The organism is Streptomyces sp. NPDC052236 (genome assembly GCF_044548015.1).
Classification (GTDB): Bacteria; Actinomycetota; Actinomycetes; order Streptomycetales; family Streptomycetaceae; genus Streptomyces.
In genome coordinates this window covers 201,226-218,174 of sequence record NZ_JBIUBL010000002.1, presented here as the reverse complement: position 1 = coordinate 218,174, position 16,949 = coordinate 201,226, and the positions used below count along the sequence as shown (strand labels likewise).

Genomic DNA, 16,949 nt, shown 5'->3' with positions numbered 1-16,949 from the left:
AGGCCCGACTGATGGAGTCTGAGTGGGGGTGGCGTCGTCGTGTCGAGCTCCGCCCAGCTCGTCTTGCCGACCGGGTCGCGGTCAGCGCGCGTGCGCACGCCGGACCTCCGTTGCTGAACCTGTACGGGGTCACCGATGAGGCGCGCATCGAGTCGTTCATCGCGATGGCCCGCCAAGGGCGACAGTCCGGATGGTGGGAGCGGCACGCAGATGGGCTGCGCCCCTCGTACACCGACTTCATCGCCTTGGAAGCCGAGGCCACAGAGATCCGGAGCTACCAGCCCTTGCTCATCCCGGGCTTGCTCCAGACGCCCGACTACGCCCGCGCCATCATCAGCGCTCACCCCACGGTCACGACCGAGACCGAACTGACTCGGCGGGTAGAGGTCCGCGCCAACCGACAGCAGCTTTTGACGGACGGCAGAGGCGTGCGCTTCTGGGCGATCATCGGCGGGGGAGCACTACGCAGCTCTGTCGGCGGCGAGCGCACGATGTGTGAGCAGCTGCGGCACCTACTGGACGTCGCCGAGCTGCCCAACGTCAACATCCAGGTACTGCCGTGCGATGTCGGCGAACACCATGGGGGCAACGGTCCGTTCGTCGTCGTCACATTCCCGCTTCCGGAGGAGAGCCACATCGTCTGCGAAGAGGGCCTGCTCACGTCCGTCTACCTCGACAGCACGGATGAGGTGAAGGCGTACGCTGAGGCGTTCAACGCACTGCGATCAGCGGCTCTGAGCCCTCGCAAGTCCCGTGACGCGGCTACTGCGGGCGGCTGGCGTAAGTCCAGTTACAGCGGCGGAGAAGGGGACTGCGTCGAGGTGGCCGACCTGGCCGCGGGAGCTGTCTGGGTCCGCGACTCTAAACGGGCTTCCGGACCAGCCCTGATGATCTCGGGCGCGTCGTGGGGCGCGTTCGTGGCCGGCGTACGCAGAGGACTCAGCGAAAGCTGAACAGTGTGCCGCAAGCACGTGCTCTGAAAATCGGGCGGGGACACACATGTCGCTGGGCAGCTAGTCAGAAGAGACTCGGGCTCCGCGGCGGCGGGCTTGGCTCGAACGGCCTTCCCAGGCTTGGCGGCGCCGCCCTTACCTTCATCTTCGTCAAGGCGTCGCCGATGACCCCGCCAGGTTTAAGGACGCCACCGCAACGAACACCGGAACCACTACAGTGAAAGCATGTCCGGTGAACTGGTGCCCGATCGCGGCGAACTGCGCGCGTCCCACGAGGATCGCGACCAGGTCGTGGAGCTGCTACGCGTCGCCGCCGGAGACGGTCGGCTGACCGCGGAGGAGCTGGACGAACGGCTTGATGTGGCGCTGACGGCCCGTACATACGGGGAGCTTGAGGCGCTGCTCACGGATCTACCGGCGGCCGGACCTGCGTTGGCGGTCGGTGTCGCGCCCGTTGCTCCGAAGGACCTGTCGCGGATCCAGGTCGACAGCGCGAGCGCGCAGCGAGATGGCGCTTGGGTAGTACCGCAGCGCATGGAGATCGAGTCCAAGAGCGGCTCCGTCAAACTTGATTTCACCAGCGCGGTCATCACGTTGCCCACGTTGGAGATCAGCGTGTCGGTGCGCAGCGGGTCGGTGACTCTGGTGGTTCCGCCGGACGTTTACGTGGACGTCGATGATGTGACGGTGAGCAGCGGCAGCGTGCGCAATCGAGCCCAGCTCGACCCCTCGTCGCCAGCCCGGCTGCGCGTCCATGTGACGGGGAAAGTGCACAGCGGCAGCGTCACGGTACGGCCGCCCAAGCCACCCCGCCGCAGTTTCTGGCAGTGGCTGCTGCGGCGCCCGCGGCCGATGACGGCGCTCGCTCGCTGACCGATCAGGACGAACGTACCGGGTCAGGCTTTTTTGACCACGCTGGACTTGAGCTGCATGGCACCGAAGCCGTCGACCTTGCAGTCGATGTCGTGACCGTCCACGCCGTCCACGAGACGGATATTGCGCACCTTGGTCCCTGCCTTGATGCCGGCCGGGCTGCCCTTGACCTTGAGGCTTTTGATCACGGTGACCGTGTCGCCGTCGGCCAGCACGTTGCCGACCGCGTCCCTGATCACTCCCTCTTCGGCGGTGCTCGCGGGTGCGGCGGACGTGGGAGCCCACTCGTGCGCGCACTCGGGGCAGACCAGGAGTGAACCCATCTCGTAGGTGTACGGGCTGGAGCACTGGGGACAGGGGGGCAGGGTTTCGGTCACCGGGAAAGTGTATTCGAAGCCATTGGACGGCCGAGCTGAACGGTTTCCGTTCCGGCTCGGCCGTCCAAGCGCGTCGTCGTCCGGGTCACGCGCCGTTTTCACGTTCGGTCGGCGGTCCACGCTCAGAGGACCGGTGAACTAGCCGATGTGTGTTCACCGGGTGCACCACGACCGTGTGGCTACCGCCAACCAACAGGTGGTAGCCACCCGGTGCATCCCGAAGGCCCAGGACCGCGGTCCTTGATCCCCTCCCGGCGTGGCTCCCCACGGCCGAGAGGACCCCCCTCGTGCGACACCTCGCCACCTCCCCACGCCGCCGTTCCGCCTCGACGAGCCGCTCGCGTACGACCCGATTGGCGCCGGCCTCAGCCCTCGTGGCCACCGCCCTGTTCACCACTCTGACGCCGGGCACCGCCGCCCAGGCCGCCGACAACCCGTACGAGCGCGGTCCCGCCCCGACCGTCTCCAGCATCGAGGCCTCCCGCGGCTCCTACGCCGTGTCGCAGACCTCAGTCTCCTCGTCGAGCGTCTCGGGCTTCGGCGGCGGCACCATCTACTACCCGACGTCCACCGCGGACGGCACCTTCGGGGCCATCGCCATCTCGCCCGGTTTCACCGCCTCCCAGTCCAGCGTCTCCTGGCTCGGTCCGCGCCTTGCCTCCCAGGGCTTCGTCGTCTTCACCATCGACACCAACTCCGGGTTCGACCAGCCCGCGAGCCGGGGGCGGCAGCTCCTCGCCGCGCTCGACTATCTGACCGGGAGCAGTTCGGTCCGCGCCCGGATCGACAGCACACGGCTCGGTGTCATGGGCCACTCGATGGGTGGAGGCGGCAGTCTGGAGGCCGCCAAGAGCCGTCCGTCGCTACAGGCGGCGATCCCCCTGACCGGTTGGAACACCGACAAGACGTGGCCCGAACTGCGGACACCCACCCTGGTGGTGGGCGCTGACGGGGACACCGTCGCTTCCGTCTCCTCGCACTCGGAGCCGTTCTACAACTCGCTGCCCAGCACCCTCGACAAGGCGTATCTGGAGCTCAACGGCGCCACTCACTCCACGCCGAACACGTCGAACACGACCATCGCGAAGTACAGCGTCTCCTGGCTGAAGCGGTTCATCGACAACGACACCCGCTACGAGCAGTTCCTCTGCCCGCTGCCGAGTCCGAGCGCGACCATCGAGGAGTACCGGGGCAACTGCCCGCACACCTCCTGACGATCGACGTCAGGCGCGTGGCCGTACGAAGCCACCCGGGCGCCTGCGGCTGTGTCCCCGCACAGCCGCAGGCGCGCCTGGTTGGGAGCCGGTCCAATATGTTCCCGGCGCCCGCGGTACGGGCGGACGCGAGGCTTCCAGGCCTGGTTACGCGGAAGTAACGTAACAGGCCATGACCTCATCGACGACCGTGCGCAGTCCCCTCCGGCTGTACGGCCGAAGCGGTGAACTCGCGGCTCTGGACACCCTGTTGGCCCGCCTGAGAGACGGTAGCGGCAGCACGCTCGTACTCACCGCACCACCCGGTCTCGGCCGCACCGCCCTCTTGCGGCACACCATGGACAGCTACGGCGACGGGCCCGTGCTGTACGCCGCCGCCACGCCCGCCGAACAACTGCTGCCCTACAGCGGTCTGCACGCGCTGCTCTGCTCGGCCCCCGTACCGCTGCCCGTGGTGGCCACCGACGCCCTGCGCGCCGGCCTGGCGCCCACCGCGCTCCTCGACCTGCTGCGCACCCTCGGGGCCCGTCGCCCGCTGCTGGTCTGCGTCGACGACGCCCACGTGTGGGACCGCGACTCGCGGGCGGCGCTCGGCTTCGCCGCCCGTCGGCTCGAACCCGGCCTCGGGGTCGCCGTACTGATCAGCGAAGCCCAACGCCACGGCGAACAGGATGCGTTCGGAGGCCTTGCCCGCCTCCATCCCGGCCCGCTCGACGACCACGCCGCCACCGCTCTCATCGACCGGCTGACGGACGGCCGGACCGATCCCGCCGTACGGGAGGAGCTGCGGCGCGCGGCTGCCGGGAATCCGCTGATCCTCACTGCGGCGGCCGGTCGGCTCACCCGGGACCAGTTGGCCGGTCGCGCCCCGCTGCCCCGCCCGCTGCCGGGCGCCGAGCGCGTACTGGAGGCGTACGCCGCCCTCCTCGACTCGCTCCCCGAGGACACCCGCCTGCTGCTGTTGTTCGCCGCCGCCGCGCAGGAGCACGAGCCCCACGAAGCCGGCGCGGACGGAGCGCTGCTGATGCGCGCCGGGCAGGTGGCCGGGCTCGATCCCGGCGACCTGGGACCGGCCGAGCGGGCGGGCGCGGTCCACGACGACGGCGTACGGATCCGCTTCACCCATCCGCTGCTGCGAACCGCCCTCCTGCGCCGCACCCCGCTCGCCCGCCGCCGTGCCGTACACGTCCTGCTGGCCACACTGCTCGACGGCCCGCACCGGACACTGCCACGGCTGGTCCAGCGGGCCTGTGCGGCGGACCGCTACGACCCGGCGCTCGCGGAGGCGCTGGCACGGGCGGCCGTCGCACCCCGGCCGCACGCGGAGCGAGCCGTGGCTCTCGCCCGGTCCGCCGCGCTCTCTCCCGACGAGGCGCTTCGCGGCGACCGGCTGGCCGCCGCGGCGGAGCACGCCTGGCTCGGCGGGGACCCCGGGCGGGCCCGCGACCTGCTGGCCCAGGTGCGTGTCGTACCGGCGCCCGGCCGCGCCCACTACGTACGCGGGTTGCTCGCCCTGCGCGACGGGCCGGTGGCCGACGCCCGGGAGGCGCTGCTCACCGCGGCGGCGCTGCTCGCTCCGCGCGACGCCGAGCGGACCGTGGAAGCCCTGATCGGCGCGGCCGAGGCCGCCTGGGCAATGGGGGACGCGCCCGCTTGCCTCGACGCGTGGAGCCGGATACCGGCGCCGCAGCCCGACCCGGCGCTGGAGCGATACCGGGCGGGCATGTACGCGGTGTTCGGCGAAGGGCGGCGGCGGCGCGAGGGCGGCCGCGTCCTGTTGCGTGGCTGCCTCGACTCCGCGGCCGCCGCTACCGGCGATCCGGCCGCGCTGCTGCGTACGGCGCTCGCCGCGCTCGTCCTCGGTGAGATCGACGCGGCCTGCCGGGCGGGAGCCAGAGCGCTTGCCGCCGTCCGCGTCCACGGACCGGAGTCGCTGCTGCCGCAGGCGCTGGAGCACCTCGCGTACGGCGAACTGCGTGCGGGCCGGCACGCGCGCGCCCGCGTCCACGCGACGGAGGGGCTGCTCGCCGCCCACCGGCTGGGCCAGCGCAACAAGGCGGCCCACCTGCACGCCGTGCTCGCGCTCGCCGCCTCCGTGGAGGGCGGCGCGGCCGCCTGCGCCGAGCATGCCGAGGCCACCGCGAAGGACGCGGGGCCGCACGGCCTCGCCCAGGCCGCGACCCTCGCCACCTGGGCGGTCGCCCGCGCGGACCTGGCCGAGGGAAGATCCGCCGAGGCCGCCGCGCGGCTCTTCCCGCTGGTCGGTCCCGGACCCCTGCGTGGTCACTTCGCGGCCCGGATGCTGCTGGCGCCGTGCTTCGTGGAGGCCGCGGTGCTCGCGGGCCGCGCACCGGAGGCGGCGACGGTGGTCGAGGAGTTCGCGGTGTGGACCGCCGGAACCGCCGACCCCCAGGCCCCCGCCCAACTGGCCCGTTGCCGGGCGCTGCTGGCTCCTCCCCAGGAAGCCGACGCCCGGTACCAGGAGGCGCTCGCCCACCACGCGCGCGCGGGCGGCGACTTCGAGGGCGCCCGCACGCAGTTGCTGTACGGGCAGTGGCTGCGCCGACAGCGCAGGACCCGGGAAGCGCGCGGGCCGCTGCGTGACGCCCTGGTGGCCTTCGAACGCTGTGGCGCCCGGGTGTGGGCGGAGCGCGCCTCGGGGGAACTGCGCGCCGCCGGTGAGGCGGTGTCGGGGAACACCGACACCGGCCCGCTGGGCCTGCTGACTCCGCAGCAGGAGCGCATAGCCCGGTGCGTGGCGCAGGGCGCGACCAATCGGGAGGTGGCGATCCGGCTCTCGTTGAGCCCGCGCACCGTCGACCACCATCTGCGGAACGTCTTCGCTCTCCTGGGGGTGCGTTCACGCGTCGAACTGGCCCGTTTACTGGACCGCGATTAGCGAATTCCCGTGGGTCCCCTCGGCCGGCAGCTGCGGGAACCCACCGACCGACGAGCCGTGGCGGACACCTTCGCCCGTACGCGGCTGTCGACCGTGGCGGGCGAGCTTGACTGGACCTGCGGGCCCACGCCCAATATCGCCTGCCTTCCGCTGATCGGCGGTCAGTGGATCCCGGGTCGCCACCACACGCTTGACCTGGCCCTGGTCACCAACGCCGCGCTGCCCGCCGTACGAACCGACCGAGAGCCGGCGCGATGCTCTGCCGTCAGCGAATCTGCTGCGGGCCTACATTCCTGACGTGGTGCCACAAGCGGCCCGACAGTGGGGAGACCGCCGCGACAGCAGTCGCGCCGTCACCCCGTGGAGGACCGATGGCACCACTCACCCTGACCCCACGAGCCGCCGAGGACGACACGCCACCGACCCGGTTCGACGACCACCTCGCCGCGCAGCTGCTCACCCAGCGGATCGTCTTCCTCGGCACCCAGGTCGACGAGGTCTCCGCGAACCGCGTCTGCGCGCAGCTGCTCCTCCTCTCCGCCGAGGACCCGCAGACCGACATCAGCCTCTACATCAACAGCCCGGGCGGGTCGGTGACGGCGGGGCTGGCGATCTACGACACGATGCGGCTGATCCCGAACGACGTATCCACCCTCGCCATGGGGTTCGCCGCCAGCATGGGGCAGTTCCTCCTCAGCGTCGGCACGGCCGGGAAGCGCTACGCGCTGCCGAACGCGCGCATCATGATGCACCAGCCGTCGGCGGGCATCGGCGGAACCGCCGCCGACATCGCTATCCAGGCCGAGAACCTCGAATTCACGAAGAAGGCCATCGAGCGGATCACCGCCGAGCACACCGGTCAGACCGAGGAGACGATCTCCCGCGACGGCGACCGCGACCGGTGGTTCACGGCCGAGCAGGCGAAGGAGTACGGCATGGTCGACAGCGTCGTGGAGTCGCTCGCGGACGTCCGCCCGGCCGCCGCGCGGCGACGGATAGGGCTGGGTGTCTGACATGGGCCAGTACACGATCCCGAACGTCGTCGAGCGCACGCCTTCAGGGGAGCGGTCGTACGACGTCTTCAGCAGGCTGCTGGCCGAGCGGATCATCTTCCTCGGCACCGAGATCGATGACGGCGTGGCAAACGTCGTCATCGCGCAGTTGCTCCATCTGGAGTCCGCGAGCCCCGAAAGCGAGGTCGCGATCTACATCAACTCGCCGGGCGGCTCGTTCACTTCGCTCATGGCGATCTACGACACGATGACCTACATCGGCGCGCCCATCTCGACGTTCTGCGTCGGACAGGCGGCCTCGACCGCGGCCGTGCTCCTGGCCGGGGGAGACCCCGGGCGGCGGTTCATCCTGGAGCACGCCCGGGTGCTGATGGGCCAGCCCGCGAGCGGCGGCCGGCAGGGGACGGTCTCGGACCTCAGCCTCCAGGCCAAGGAGATGCTCCGGATCCGCTCCCAGGTGGAGGAGGTCCTGTCCCGGCATACGAAGCACGATGTCGCGACCCTGCGGGCGGACATGGACCGCGACAAGGTCTTCACCGCGGAGGAGGCGGTGGCGTACGGACTCGCGGACGAGGTTGTCAGCCGGCGGCGGGTAGCCGCCTGACGCGCTCGGCGCGCTCGTCCCTCAGGCGGCGAGGCGCACTTCGCCCTGCCGCGAGGCCGTCCGCGCCGACGCCTGCGAGCTGAGGTCGTGCTGCGAAGTGGTACGGGTCCTGGCCACCCTCGCCCGCGCGAGGCGGGCCAGCTCGTCCTGCCCCAGCGCGAGCAGATCGGCGAGCCCGAGGCCAAGGGCGCGGGCGGCAGCCGCGAGGACCTCGGACGAGGCCTCCTTGCGGCCGCGCTCCAGCTCGGAGAGATACGGCGTCGAGATCCGCGCCGTGTCGGCCACGTCCTTGAGCGTACGTTCCTGGGCGAGGCGCTCGCGGCGCAGTACGTCACCGACGACGTCCCGCCAGAGAGGCTCTCTGACCGCGGGAGCCGCAGGGGCTGCCGGGGCCGCTGTAGCCGGGCGCAGTGGAATGACGCGGGCTTGGTTCGACGCGTGGCTGCTCACCGCTTCAGGGTATGAGCGTTCCGCGCCACTGGGAGGGCGCGGCGTTCTGCCACCCGCGAAATCACGTGAGGCGGCGCGGTGTTGACACACCGCGTCGGCGTCGGTGAACACCTACGCTTCGCCGTCACGGCGAGTCGCCGTCGCGCTTGATCCACACCACCGACGACTGGGGCGCTCCGCCCGGGCCGAGTGTGGCCACTGTGGCGAAGTTCTTGCCGTCCAGCAGCAACACCACACCGGGGAAAAAACCATTCCCGGTCCGGCGGGAGGCCATGGTTCACTGGATCCCATGGGTTCACATTCGCACTACTTCTTTCTCTGATCCGGGGCGTGCTTCTCCGCCTGTCCGGAAGAACCCAGCTCTTGCCAGGGAAAGATCATGCGCGTTCGCGCCCAATTGACCATGAAAGACGTCTCCAAGGCGTACGGAGACCGAGCCGTCCTCGATCAGGTGTCGCTGACCGTCCGCCCCGGCGAGCGCGCCGGCGTCATCGGGGAGAACGGTTCCGGCAAGTCCACTCTGCTGCGGCTGCTCGCCGGGGACGAGCCGCCGGACTCCGGTGAGATCACCGTTCAGGCCCCCGGCGGTACCGGCCACCTCGCCCAGACCCTCGCCCAGACGTTCCGCGTCGGCCCCGAACACACCGTCCAGGACACCGTCGACGCCGCGCTCGCGGACCTGCGTGACCTGGAGCGGCGGATACGCCAGGCTGAGGAAACTCTGGTCAACGCCACCGACAGCGCCCTCACCGCGTACGGGAATCTGCTCACCGCCTACGAGGAGCGCGGCGGCTACGAGGCCGACGCCCGCGTCGACGCCGCCCTCCATGGGCTCGGCCTCGCCCACCTCACCCGCGAGCGGCCCCTCGCCACCCTCTCCGGCGGGGAGCAGTCACGGCTCGCGCTCGCCTGTGTGCTGGCCGCCTCCCCCGAACTGCTGCTGCTCGACGAGCCCACCAACCACCTCGACCAGCAGGCCACCGAGTGGCTGGAGGAGCGGCTGCGGTCGCACCGTGGCAGCGTCGTCGCCGTCACCCACGACCGGGCCTTCCTCGAATGCGTCGCCACCACGATCCTCGACGTCGACCGGGACACCCGCGCGGTCACACGGTACGGCGACGGCTGGGCGGGCTACCGCACCGCGAAGGCCGCCGCCCGCCGCCGCTGGGAGCAGGACCGCCAGGAGTGGCTGGCCGACCTCGCCCGTACGGAAGAGCTCGTGGCCGCCGCCGGGCAGCGGCTCGCGTCCACCGGGAAGGACCCTCAGCAGGGGTTCGGCAAGCACCGCCGCTCACATGAGGCCAAGCTGTCCGGGCAGGTCAGGGCGGCCCGGCAGCGGCTGGAAGGGCTGCGGCGGGAGCCCGTCCAGGCGCCGCCCGAGCCGCTGCGCTTCACGGCGCGACCGACGACGACCGGCCGCCCCGAAGACAGCGGGACGGGGCCGCTCGCCGAGCTGACGGACATCGCCGTCGGCGACCGGCTGCGCCTGGACGGGCGGCTGCGCCTGAAACCCGGCGGGCGGCTCCTCGTCACCGGCCCCAACGGCGCGGGCAAAACCACCCTGTTGCGCGTACTCGCCGGAGTTCTGTGCCCGGACAGGGGTACGGTCCGCCGCGCCGGCCAGGCCACGATCGGCTATCTCCCGCAGGAGCTGCCCGCCGCGCCCTCGCGCAGGCCGCTGCTGACCGCCTTCGCCGCGGGCCGTCGCGGACTGCCGGAGGAGTATGCGGCGGAGCTGCTGGCCCTCGGCCTGTTTCGCGAGGAGGACCTGAACGTCCCCGTCGCGGCCCTCTCGATCGGCCAGCAGCGGCGGCTGGAACTGGCCCGGCTGATGAGCGCCCCCGCCGACCTTCTCGTACTCGACGAACCGACCAACCATGTGGCGCTGAGCCTGGTGGAGGAGCTGGAGGAGGCCCTCGCCCAGTACGAGGGCGCCGTGGTCGCGGTCTCGCACGACCGGCGCTTCCGCAGCGGGTTCCCGGGCGAGCGGTTGGAGTTGAGAGCGCCCCGCATGGACGCGTAGGGCCCCCATTAGGGTTTGCCGCGTGGGGATCAGCGAAAAGACTGAGCAGGCAGCGGGCGTCATGGTGCGGGACGCGTCACCAGCGTGGTGGTGGCGCGTCCCGCTCATCGCGACCGCCGTCGCCCTGCCCCTGTACGTCGTGTGGGCCATCTGGCTCGCGACCGGCGGCGGCGATCTGGCCGCGCAGCTCGCCTGGGCCGGGTTCGCGGAGCGCCACCCCACCTCGGCGTACAACCTCTCCTGGTACGGCGGCACGCACACCGCGAACTACAGCCTGCTGACTCCCCCGCTGATGGCCGTCCTCGGCGTGCGCACGGTGTCCGTCGCCGCCGGTCTGGCCGGGACCTGGGTGCTGGGCCTCCTGTTCGTACGCAGCGGAGTGCGGCGGCCGGTGTGGCCCGCGCTGCTGGGGGCGCTGGCGCTCTGGTGCAACGTCGCCTCCGGTCGTACGACCTTCGCGCTGGGCGTCGCGATCGGGCTGCTCGCCGTGGTGGTGTGCCTGCGGCGCGGGACGGCCGCCGCGGCCGGGTGCGCGGCGCTCGCGACCATGGCGAGCCCGGTCGCCGGGCTCTTCCTGGCGGTGGCGGGGGCGGCGTATCTCCTGGACCGGCAGTGGCGCAAGGGAGCCGCGCTCGCGCTGCCGCCGTTCTGCGTCATCGCCGTGGTGACGCTGCTCTTCCCCTTCCAGGGCGAGCAGCCCATGGCGACGGGCAAACTGTGGATGCCACTGGCCGCATCCGCCGCCGTGGCGATCGCGGCGCCGCGCGCCTGGCGGGTGGTGCGGTACGGGGCCGGTGTGTACGGCGTCGGCGTCGTCCTGACGTATCTCATCGCCTCGCCCATCGGTACGAACGTCGAGCGCCTGGTGGGTCTGGTGGGGCCGCCGGTGCTGCTGGCGGCGATCATGGCGCACGGGCTGGGCAGGCTGAACAGGCTGAACAGGGTCCTGCCCGCCGCCGTACTCGCGGGCGCGCTCGCCATGAACACGCACTGGCTGATCGACAAGACCGAGGACGACCTGGTCGTCTCCAACACAGTGCCCGCGTGGGCCTCGCACACCGACGGTCTCGTACGGGAGCTGGAGCGCCTCGGCGCGGACCGTACGCGTGTCGAGGTCGTCCCCGCCCGCAACCACCGCGAGGCGACCCTCCTCGCCCCGCACATCAATATGGCGCGGGGCTGGAACCGGCAGCTCGACGTCGAGCGCGGGCGGCTCTTCTACGACGGTTCGCTGACCCCGGCGACGTACCGGCAGTGGCTGGACCGCTGGGCGGTCGGCCTGGTGGTGCTGCACCACGGGCAGCCGGACGGGCCCGCCGAGGGTGAGGCGGCGATCGTCAGGAGCGGCCCGGACTGGCTGGAGCGGGTCTGGCAGGACGACGGATGGACGGTCTACCGGGTCCGGGACGCGGTCGCGCTGGCCGGCGCCCCGGCCACGGTCGTACGCGGCGACGACGCGGAGCTGGTCGTACGGATGCCCGCGGCCGGGTCGGTGACGGTGCGGATCGCGTACTCGCCGTGGCTGCGGGCGAAGGGGGCCTGCCTGCGGCAGGAGGGTGAGTGGACGCGGCTGACGGTGGAGCGGGCGGGCGAATACCGGCTGGACTCGGCGTACCGGCTGACGCGCCGTTCTCCCTGCTGAAGGCCTGCTGAGGCCCCGCCGAGGTCCTGCTGAGGGCCGATTGTCAGTGGCGTCTGTCACGCTGGACGCATGATTGATCACATTTCTGTACAGGTGGAGGACCCGGCGGCGAGTGCCGCCTTCTACGACAGGGTGCTCGCTCCGCTCGGCGGAAAGCGGCTGCTCGACTTCGGTGAGGTGATCGGATTCGGCACGGCGCAGCCGACGTTCTGGATCGGCCCGGTGACGACAGAGGGCCGGGCGCGCGAGGTGCACATCGCCTTCACGGCGGCCACCCGCGCTGGGGTGCGGGCGTTCCACGCGGCGGCCGTCGAGGCGGGGGGGGAGGTGCTGCACGAGCCCCGGGTGTGGCCGGAGTACCACCCGGACTACTACGGCGCGTTCGTCAGGGACCTGGACGGCAACAACGTGGAGGCGGTGTGCCATGTGCCGGAGTGAGGGCCCGGCCGGGCCCCTCACACCATCCGGCGGCCCCCGCACGCCCCGAGCGCGGGGCGCAAGCCCCGCCTGGCTCCTGGATCGTCCTAGATCGTCGCGGTGTCGATCACGAAGCGGTAGCGGACGTCGCTCGCGAGCACCCGCTCGTACGCCTCGTTGATCTCGTCCGCGCGGATCAGTTCGATCTCCGCGCCCAAGCCGTGTTCGGCGCAGAAATCGAGCATCTCCTGCGTCTCCTGGATGCCGCCGATCCCCGAGCCCGCGAGGCTCTTCCGGCCCCCGATGACGGAGAACAGGTTGAGCGAGACGGGCTCCTCGGGAGCGCCCACGTTCACCAGCGCGCCGTCCGTCTTCAGCAGGCTCAGGTACTGGTCCAGCGGGAGCGGCGCGGACACCGTCGAGAGGATCAGATCGAAGGTCGACGCGAGCTTCTCGAAGGTCGCTTCGTCGCTGGTCGCGTAGTAGTGGTCGGCGCCCAGCTTCAGCCCGTCCTCCTGCTTGCGCAGCGTCTGGCTGAGCACGGTCACCTCGGCGCCCAGCGCGTGCGCGATCTTGACGCCCATGTGGCCGAGGCCGCCCAGGCCGACGATGGCGACCTTCTTGCCGGGGCCCGCCTGCCAGTGGGCGAGCGGCGAGTAGAGCGTGATGCCCGCGCACAGCAGCGGGGCAGCCACATCCAGCGAAAGCCCGTCGGGGATGCGCAGCGTGAACGCCTCGTCGACGACGATGTGGGTGGAGTAGCCGCCGTAGGTCGGCTCGCCCTCCTTGTCGAGCCCGTTGTACGTGGCGACGGAGCCGCCCGAGCAGTACTGCTCCAGGCCCGCCTCGCAGTTGTCGCACTCACGGCAGGAGTCGACCAGACAGCCGACGCCCACCCGGTCGCCGACCGCGAACTTCGTCACCCCGGGGCCGACTTCGGCGACGATGCCCGCTATCTCGTGGCCCGGCACCATCGGGAAGATGCCCTCGCCCCAGCCGTCGCGGGCCTGGTGGATGTCGGAGTGGCAGATGCCCGCGAACTTGATCTCAATGAGGACATCGTGCTCGCGCACAGCGCGGCGCGGGACGGTGGTCCGCTCCAGCGCAGCGTTGGCGGCGGGCGCGGCGTACGCCGGGTAGGCGGTGATCGTGGATGGTGCGGTGTCCGGGGAAACGGTGGTGGTCATGGTGGACAGCCTGCCTCGTGATCGGCCGTCCACCCAGCCCTCTGCTGTGCCTACGCCCAGTGTGCGTACTACTGGCAGGGACAGGATCTTCTGTCTCCCGCGACGGTGAACCGCGATACTGGCTGCCATGGACCAGCGCGCCGAACTCAGCGAATTCCTCCGCTCCCGCCGCGCCCGGCTGCGACCGCAGGACGTGGGTCTGCCGCAGCTGGGCCGCTACCGCCGCGTCCCCGGGCTGCGCCGCGAAGAGCTCGCGCAGCTCGCCGGGGTCTCCGTCGCGTACTACACACGCCTTGAGCAGGGCAACGGCCGCAATGTCTCCACCGAAGTCCTGGACGCGATCGCACGGGCGCTGCGGCTGTCCGAAACCGAGCGCGGCCATCTCACCCACCTCGCCAAGCCGAAGCTGAAGAAGGAGCGGTGCGTACGACGGCCGAAGCAGTTGCGCCCGGGGGTGCGGCATCTGCTGGACGCGATGGAGGGGGTGGTGCCGGCGTACGTACTGGGGCCGAGCCTGGACATCCTGGGCTGGAACCGGCTGGCCCGCGCGCTGCTCGGCGACTTCGCCGCGCTGCCGCCGCAGGAGCGGAACATGGCGCGGCTCGTCTTCCTCGACCCCAACTCCCCCGACCTGTACGTCGACTGGGAGTCCAAGGCAACGGATGTGGTGAGCGCGCTGCGGATCTACGCGGGGTGCGCGGCCGACGATCCGCAGCTGACCGCGCTGATCGGCGAGCTGTCGGTCAAGAGCGAGGAGTTCCGCATGCTCTGGGCCGCGCACACCGTCCAGGACAAGGGCCACGGGACCAAGCGGCTGCGCCATCCGCTCGTGGGCGAGTTGACGTTGTCCTGCGAGGCCTTGCAGCTGTCCGGCGAACACGAGCTGACGATGGTCACCTACCAGGCGGAGCCGGGGACCCCGTCGGCTGATTCGCTGCGGCTGCTGGCGGGCTGGGGCACGGACGGAGCAGAGGGAGCAGAGGGAGGGGACGGAGCGGACACGGCGGCGGACGCCGACGCGGCCTAGCTTCCACAGACGAAGGCGGCGGCACCCTTCACAGGGTGCCGCCGCCTTCGTCTGTTGTTCAGACCGCGGAGTTCGCCTTCCACTGCGCCCAGCTCAGGTTCCAGCCGTTGAGGCCGTTGTCCGGCTGGATGGTCTTGTCCTTGGAGTTCTTGACGATCACGACATCGCCGACGATCGAGTTGTTGAACAGCCAGGCGGCCTGCTGCTTCGGGTCGCCCGCGCCCTTGACGTCGTTGAGGCCCACACAGCCGTGGCTGGTGTTCGCGCTCCCGAAGATCGAGTCGGCGCCCCAGTAGTTGCCGTGGATGAACGTGCCCGACGTGGACAGCCGCATGGCGTGCGGGACGTCCTTGATGTCGTACTCGCCCTTGCCGTCGTCATCCGTGAAGCCGACCGTCGCGCCGTTCATCCGGGTCTCCGTGAACTTCTCGGAGATCACCATCTGCCCGTTGTACGTCGGGTTCTCCGCGGAGCCCGCGGAGATCGGGATGGTCCTGACCGTCTTGCCGTCCTGGGTGACCGTCATCGTCTTGGCGCTGGCGTCGACGGTGGAGACCTGGTTGCGGCCGATCTTGAAAGTGACCGTCTTCTTCTGGACGCCGAAGACGCCTTCGGCGCCCTCGACCCCGTCGAGGTTCAGGGTCAGGGTGACGGTCGAGCCCTCCTGCCAGTACTGGTCGGGGCGGAAGTCAAGACGCTGCCCGTTGAACCAGTGGCCGACGACCTCCTGGCCGCTGCTCGACTTCACAGTGATCCCGGACTGGACGGCCTTCTTGTCCGTGATCGCCTTGTTGAAGTTGATCGACACCGGCATGCCGACGCCGACGGTGGAACCGTCTTCCGGCGTGAAGTTGCCGATGAAGCTGTTGGCGGGCGAGACCGTGGTGAAGGACGAGTTCTCGTGGGCCTCCAGGCCCGCGGTGTCCTTCGCGGTGGCGGCGATCTTGTACGCCGTGGAGCGCTCGAGCTGCGCGTCGGGCTTCCAGCTCTTGCTGTCGGCGGCCATCGTGCCCTTGACGGCCTCGCCACCCGCGGTGGTCATCGTGACCGTGGTCAGGGTGCCATCGGTGACGGTGACCTTGGCGTCGTCGTTGATGCCCGCGTTGGTCGTACCGTTCTTCGGCAGAATGACTATTCGGGCCTTCGAGGTCTCCTTCGCCGCTGCCTCGTCGACCTGGGCCTGCGACCCCTTCGAGCCCTCGGCTGCGCCCTTGTCCCCGCCCTTGTCCCCGTCGCTGCTACTGCAGCCCGACAACACCAGCACGCCGCCGAGCATCGCGGACGTGACCATAAGGCCCCTGCGCCGCTTGCTGTCCGTGATCACACGTTTCTCCATCGTCGCTGAATCCCCTGCCCACTGCGCCAACTGCTCTGGACATTCTTGAAAACACCGATTCCCGGCCATCCGGTTCCACACCCGCCCAAGATGTGGGCAACACCACTCCCAGAAACTCCGGAAAACTCCGGCCGGGTTCCGATTCACTGTCGCGGCGGCCCCGGCTCCGAGTCGGCCTTCGCGTCCTGTTCGCTGTACGCGTCGCCCTCGCCATCTTCCTCGTCCTGGTCCCACTCCTCCGCATCGGGGTCGAACTCGATGCCCTCGGGGCCGTGGTCGACCTGCTCGGTGCTCCAGGACGCCTGCGCGAGCTCCACCCCCGGCATCTCACTGACCAGGTCGAAGGGGTCGATGAGATAGGCGATGGCCTCCGCTCCCTCCTCGCGTACCGCAGACTGGGCGTGGGCGCGCTCCTCGTCCGGCATGGTCTCGTCGGCCGCGATGCGGTCGAGCGCTTCACTGGTCAGCTCGCCGGAGTCCACGATCTCCAGCACCAATTCCACCCGTAGACGCACATACCGTGAAACTTCAGAAGCGGTCATACAACGGAGCGTAAAGCTCTTGCCGCCGCGGCTATCCCACGACCCGCTGCTTTCATTAACATCAGCGCACCAGGCCCATTCGAGGTTGCCTCAAGGAGGCTCGAGTCTGTGTCCATCGCACGTCGACCGCTGCTGACCGCCACTGCCGCAGGGACTCTGCTGTGCGCGCTGTGGTTTGTTCCCTCCGCGAATGCCACGTCCGAGCAGGAGGCCGCGCCGAGACAGCAGAACGGCATCGGCGCGACCTCGGGAGAGCTCAGGCTGGCCGACACCGGGAGCGTGGAGACCACCCCGTATCTGATCGGCGGTACGGGGTTCCTGGGCGTCGGCGCGGGATTCGTGGCGTACTCGGTGCGCAAGCGCGGGCCCCTGCTCCCCCTCTGACACCGACA

18 protein-coding genes are annotated in these 16,949 nt (G+C 70.6%); 12 read left to right on the top strand and 6 right to left on the bottom strand.

The annotated features are described in order from the left end of the window. Positions 1-11: 11 nt before the first annotated feature. Both ACIHCQ_RS04945 and ACIHCQ_RS04940 read left to right on the top strand, forming a co-directional pair. The gene (locus tag ACIHCQ_RS04945; protein WP_399658037.1) at positions 12-953 is read left to right on the top strand and encodes a DUF397 domain-containing protein; all 942 of its coding nucleotides are present in this window, start codon (positions 12-14) and stop codon (positions 951-953) included. Positions 954-1,178: 225 nt separating this feature from the next. Beyond that, positions 1,179-1,826 carry a DUF1707 domain-containing protein gene (locus ACIHCQ_RS04940; protein ID WP_399658035.1) on the top strand — a complete coding sequence of 216 codons (648 nt, stop codon included), beginning with the start codon at positions 1,179-1,181 and terminating at the stop codon, positions 1,824-1,826. A gap of 23 nt (positions 1,827-1,849) precedes the next feature. Here the strand turns inward: ACIHCQ_RS04940 and ACIHCQ_RS04935 are convergent, their stop codons facing one another. Continuing rightward, entirely contained in the window at positions 1,850-2,203 is a 354-nt protein-coding gene (locus ACIHCQ_RS04935) for a zinc ribbon domain-containing protein YjdM (RefSeq protein ID WP_399658033.1), read from the bottom strand. A 287-nt stretch (positions 2,204-2,490) separates the two neighbouring features. Here ACIHCQ_RS04935 and ACIHCQ_RS04930 point away from each other — a divergent pair, with 287 nt between their 5' ends. The 5 genes from ACIHCQ_RS04930 (at position 2,491) to ACIHCQ_RS04910 (ending at position 7,933) form a co-directional block, all read left to right on the top strand. Next, positions 2,491-3,417, top strand: a complete 927-nt coding sequence (locus ACIHCQ_RS04930; RefSeq protein ID WP_399658031.1) for an alpha/beta hydrolase — start codon at positions 2,491-2,493, stop codon at positions 3,415-3,417. A gap of 172 nt (positions 3,418-3,589) precedes the next feature. Next, positions 3,590-6,316: an AAA family ATPase gene (locus ACIHCQ_RS04925; RefSeq protein ID WP_399658029.1), complete on the top strand. Its 2,727-nt coding sequence runs from the start codon at positions 3,590-3,592 to the stop codon at positions 6,314-6,316. A 9-nt stretch (positions 6,317-6,325) separates the two neighbouring features. Then, positions 6,326-6,613, top strand: coding sequence for a hypothetical protein (locus ACIHCQ_RS04920; protein ID WP_399658027.1), 288 nt, complete (start codon positions 6,326-6,328; stop codon positions 6,611-6,613). Positions 6,614-6,687: 74 nt separating this feature from the next. Next, positions 6,688-7,329, top strand: coding sequence for a ClpP family protease (locus ACIHCQ_RS04915; protein WP_399658025.1), 642 nt, complete (start codon positions 6,688-6,690; stop codon positions 7,327-7,329). A 1-nt stretch (position 7,330) separates the two neighbouring features. Next, positions 7,331-7,933, top strand: coding sequence for a ClpP family protease (locus ACIHCQ_RS04910; protein ID WP_399658650.1), 603 nt, complete (start codon positions 7,331-7,333; stop codon positions 7,931-7,933). A 21-nt stretch (positions 7,934-7,954) separates the two neighbouring features. Here the strand turns inward: ACIHCQ_RS04910 and ACIHCQ_RS04905 are convergent, their stop codons facing one another. Together ACIHCQ_RS04905 and ACIHCQ_RS04900 are read right to left on the bottom strand one after the other, a co-directional pair. Continuing rightward, complete coding sequence (locus ACIHCQ_RS04905) at positions 7,955-8,383, bottom strand: helix-turn-helix domain-containing protein (protein ID WP_399658023.1); 429 nt, start codon at positions 8,381-8,383, stop codon at positions 7,955-7,957. 124 nt (positions 8,384-8,507) lie between these two features. Beyond that, positions 8,508-8,657, bottom strand: a complete 150-nt coding sequence (locus ACIHCQ_RS04900) for a pyridoxamine 5'-phosphate oxidase family protein (protein ID WP_399658021.1) — start codon at positions 8,655-8,657, stop codon at positions 8,508-8,510. A 105-nt stretch (positions 8,658-8,762) separates the two neighbouring features. Here ACIHCQ_RS04900 and abc-f point away from each other — a divergent pair, with 105 nt between their 5' ends. The 3 genes from abc-f to ACIHCQ_RS04885 all read left to right on the top strand — a co-directional run bounded on the left by abc-f (position 8,763) and on the right by ACIHCQ_RS04885 (position 12,486). After that, the gene (gene abc-f, locus ACIHCQ_RS04895) at positions 8,763-10,406 is read left to right on the top strand and encodes a ribosomal protection-like ABC-F family protein (RefSeq protein WP_399658019.1); all 1,644 of its coding nucleotides are present in this window, start codon (positions 8,763-8,765) and stop codon (positions 10,404-10,406) included. A gap of 61 nt (positions 10,407-10,467) precedes the next feature. After that, on the top strand, positions 10,468-12,048 hold the full coding sequence (locus tag ACIHCQ_RS04890) for a hypothetical protein (protein ID WP_399658648.1): 1,581 nt from the start codon (positions 10,468-10,470) through the stop codon (positions 12,046-12,048). 69 nt (positions 12,049-12,117) lie between these two features. After that, positions 12,118-12,486: a VOC family protein gene (locus ACIHCQ_RS04885; protein ID WP_399658017.1), complete on the top strand. Its 369-nt coding sequence runs from the start codon at positions 12,118-12,120 to the stop codon at positions 12,484-12,486. Positions 12,487-12,572: 86 nt separating this feature from the next. On the opposite strand, the gene ACIHCQ_RS04880 is transcribed toward ACIHCQ_RS04885, so the two are convergent. Further along, positions 12,573-13,652 (bottom strand): NAD(P)-dependent alcohol dehydrogenase, encoded by a 1,080-nt coding sequence (locus ACIHCQ_RS04880; protein WP_399658015.1) that lies wholly within the window; start codon positions 13,650-13,652, stop codon positions 12,573-12,575. 127 nt (positions 13,653-13,779) lie between these two features. Between ACIHCQ_RS04880 and ACIHCQ_RS04875 the strand changes: the two genes are divergently transcribed. Further along, on the top strand, positions 13,780-14,679 hold the full coding sequence (locus ACIHCQ_RS04875; protein ID WP_399658013.1) for a helix-turn-helix domain-containing protein: 900 nt from the start codon (positions 13,780-13,782) through the stop codon (positions 14,677-14,679). 58 nt (positions 14,680-14,737) lie between these two features. Here ACIHCQ_RS04875 and ACIHCQ_RS04870 read toward each other — a convergent pair whose 3' ends face one another. Both ACIHCQ_RS04870 and ACIHCQ_RS04865 read right to left on the bottom strand, forming a co-directional pair. After that, positions 14,738-16,015: an Ig-like domain-containing protein gene (locus ACIHCQ_RS04870; protein WP_399658011.1), complete on the bottom strand. Its 1,278-nt coding sequence runs from the start codon at positions 16,013-16,015 to the stop codon at positions 14,738-14,740. A gap of 143 nt (positions 16,016-16,158) precedes the next feature. Beyond that, positions 16,159-16,557 (bottom strand): hypothetical protein, encoded by a 399-nt coding sequence (locus ACIHCQ_RS04865; RefSeq protein WP_399658009.1) that lies wholly within the window; start codon positions 16,555-16,557, stop codon positions 16,159-16,161. A gap of 108 nt (positions 16,558-16,665) precedes the next feature. Here ACIHCQ_RS04865 and ACIHCQ_RS04860 point away from each other — a divergent pair, with 108 nt between their 5' ends. Then, positions 16,666-16,941, top strand: a complete 276-nt coding sequence (locus ACIHCQ_RS04860) for a hypothetical protein (RefSeq protein WP_399658007.1) — start codon at positions 16,666-16,668, stop codon at positions 16,939-16,941. Positions 16,942-16,949 lie beyond the last annotated feature (8 nt).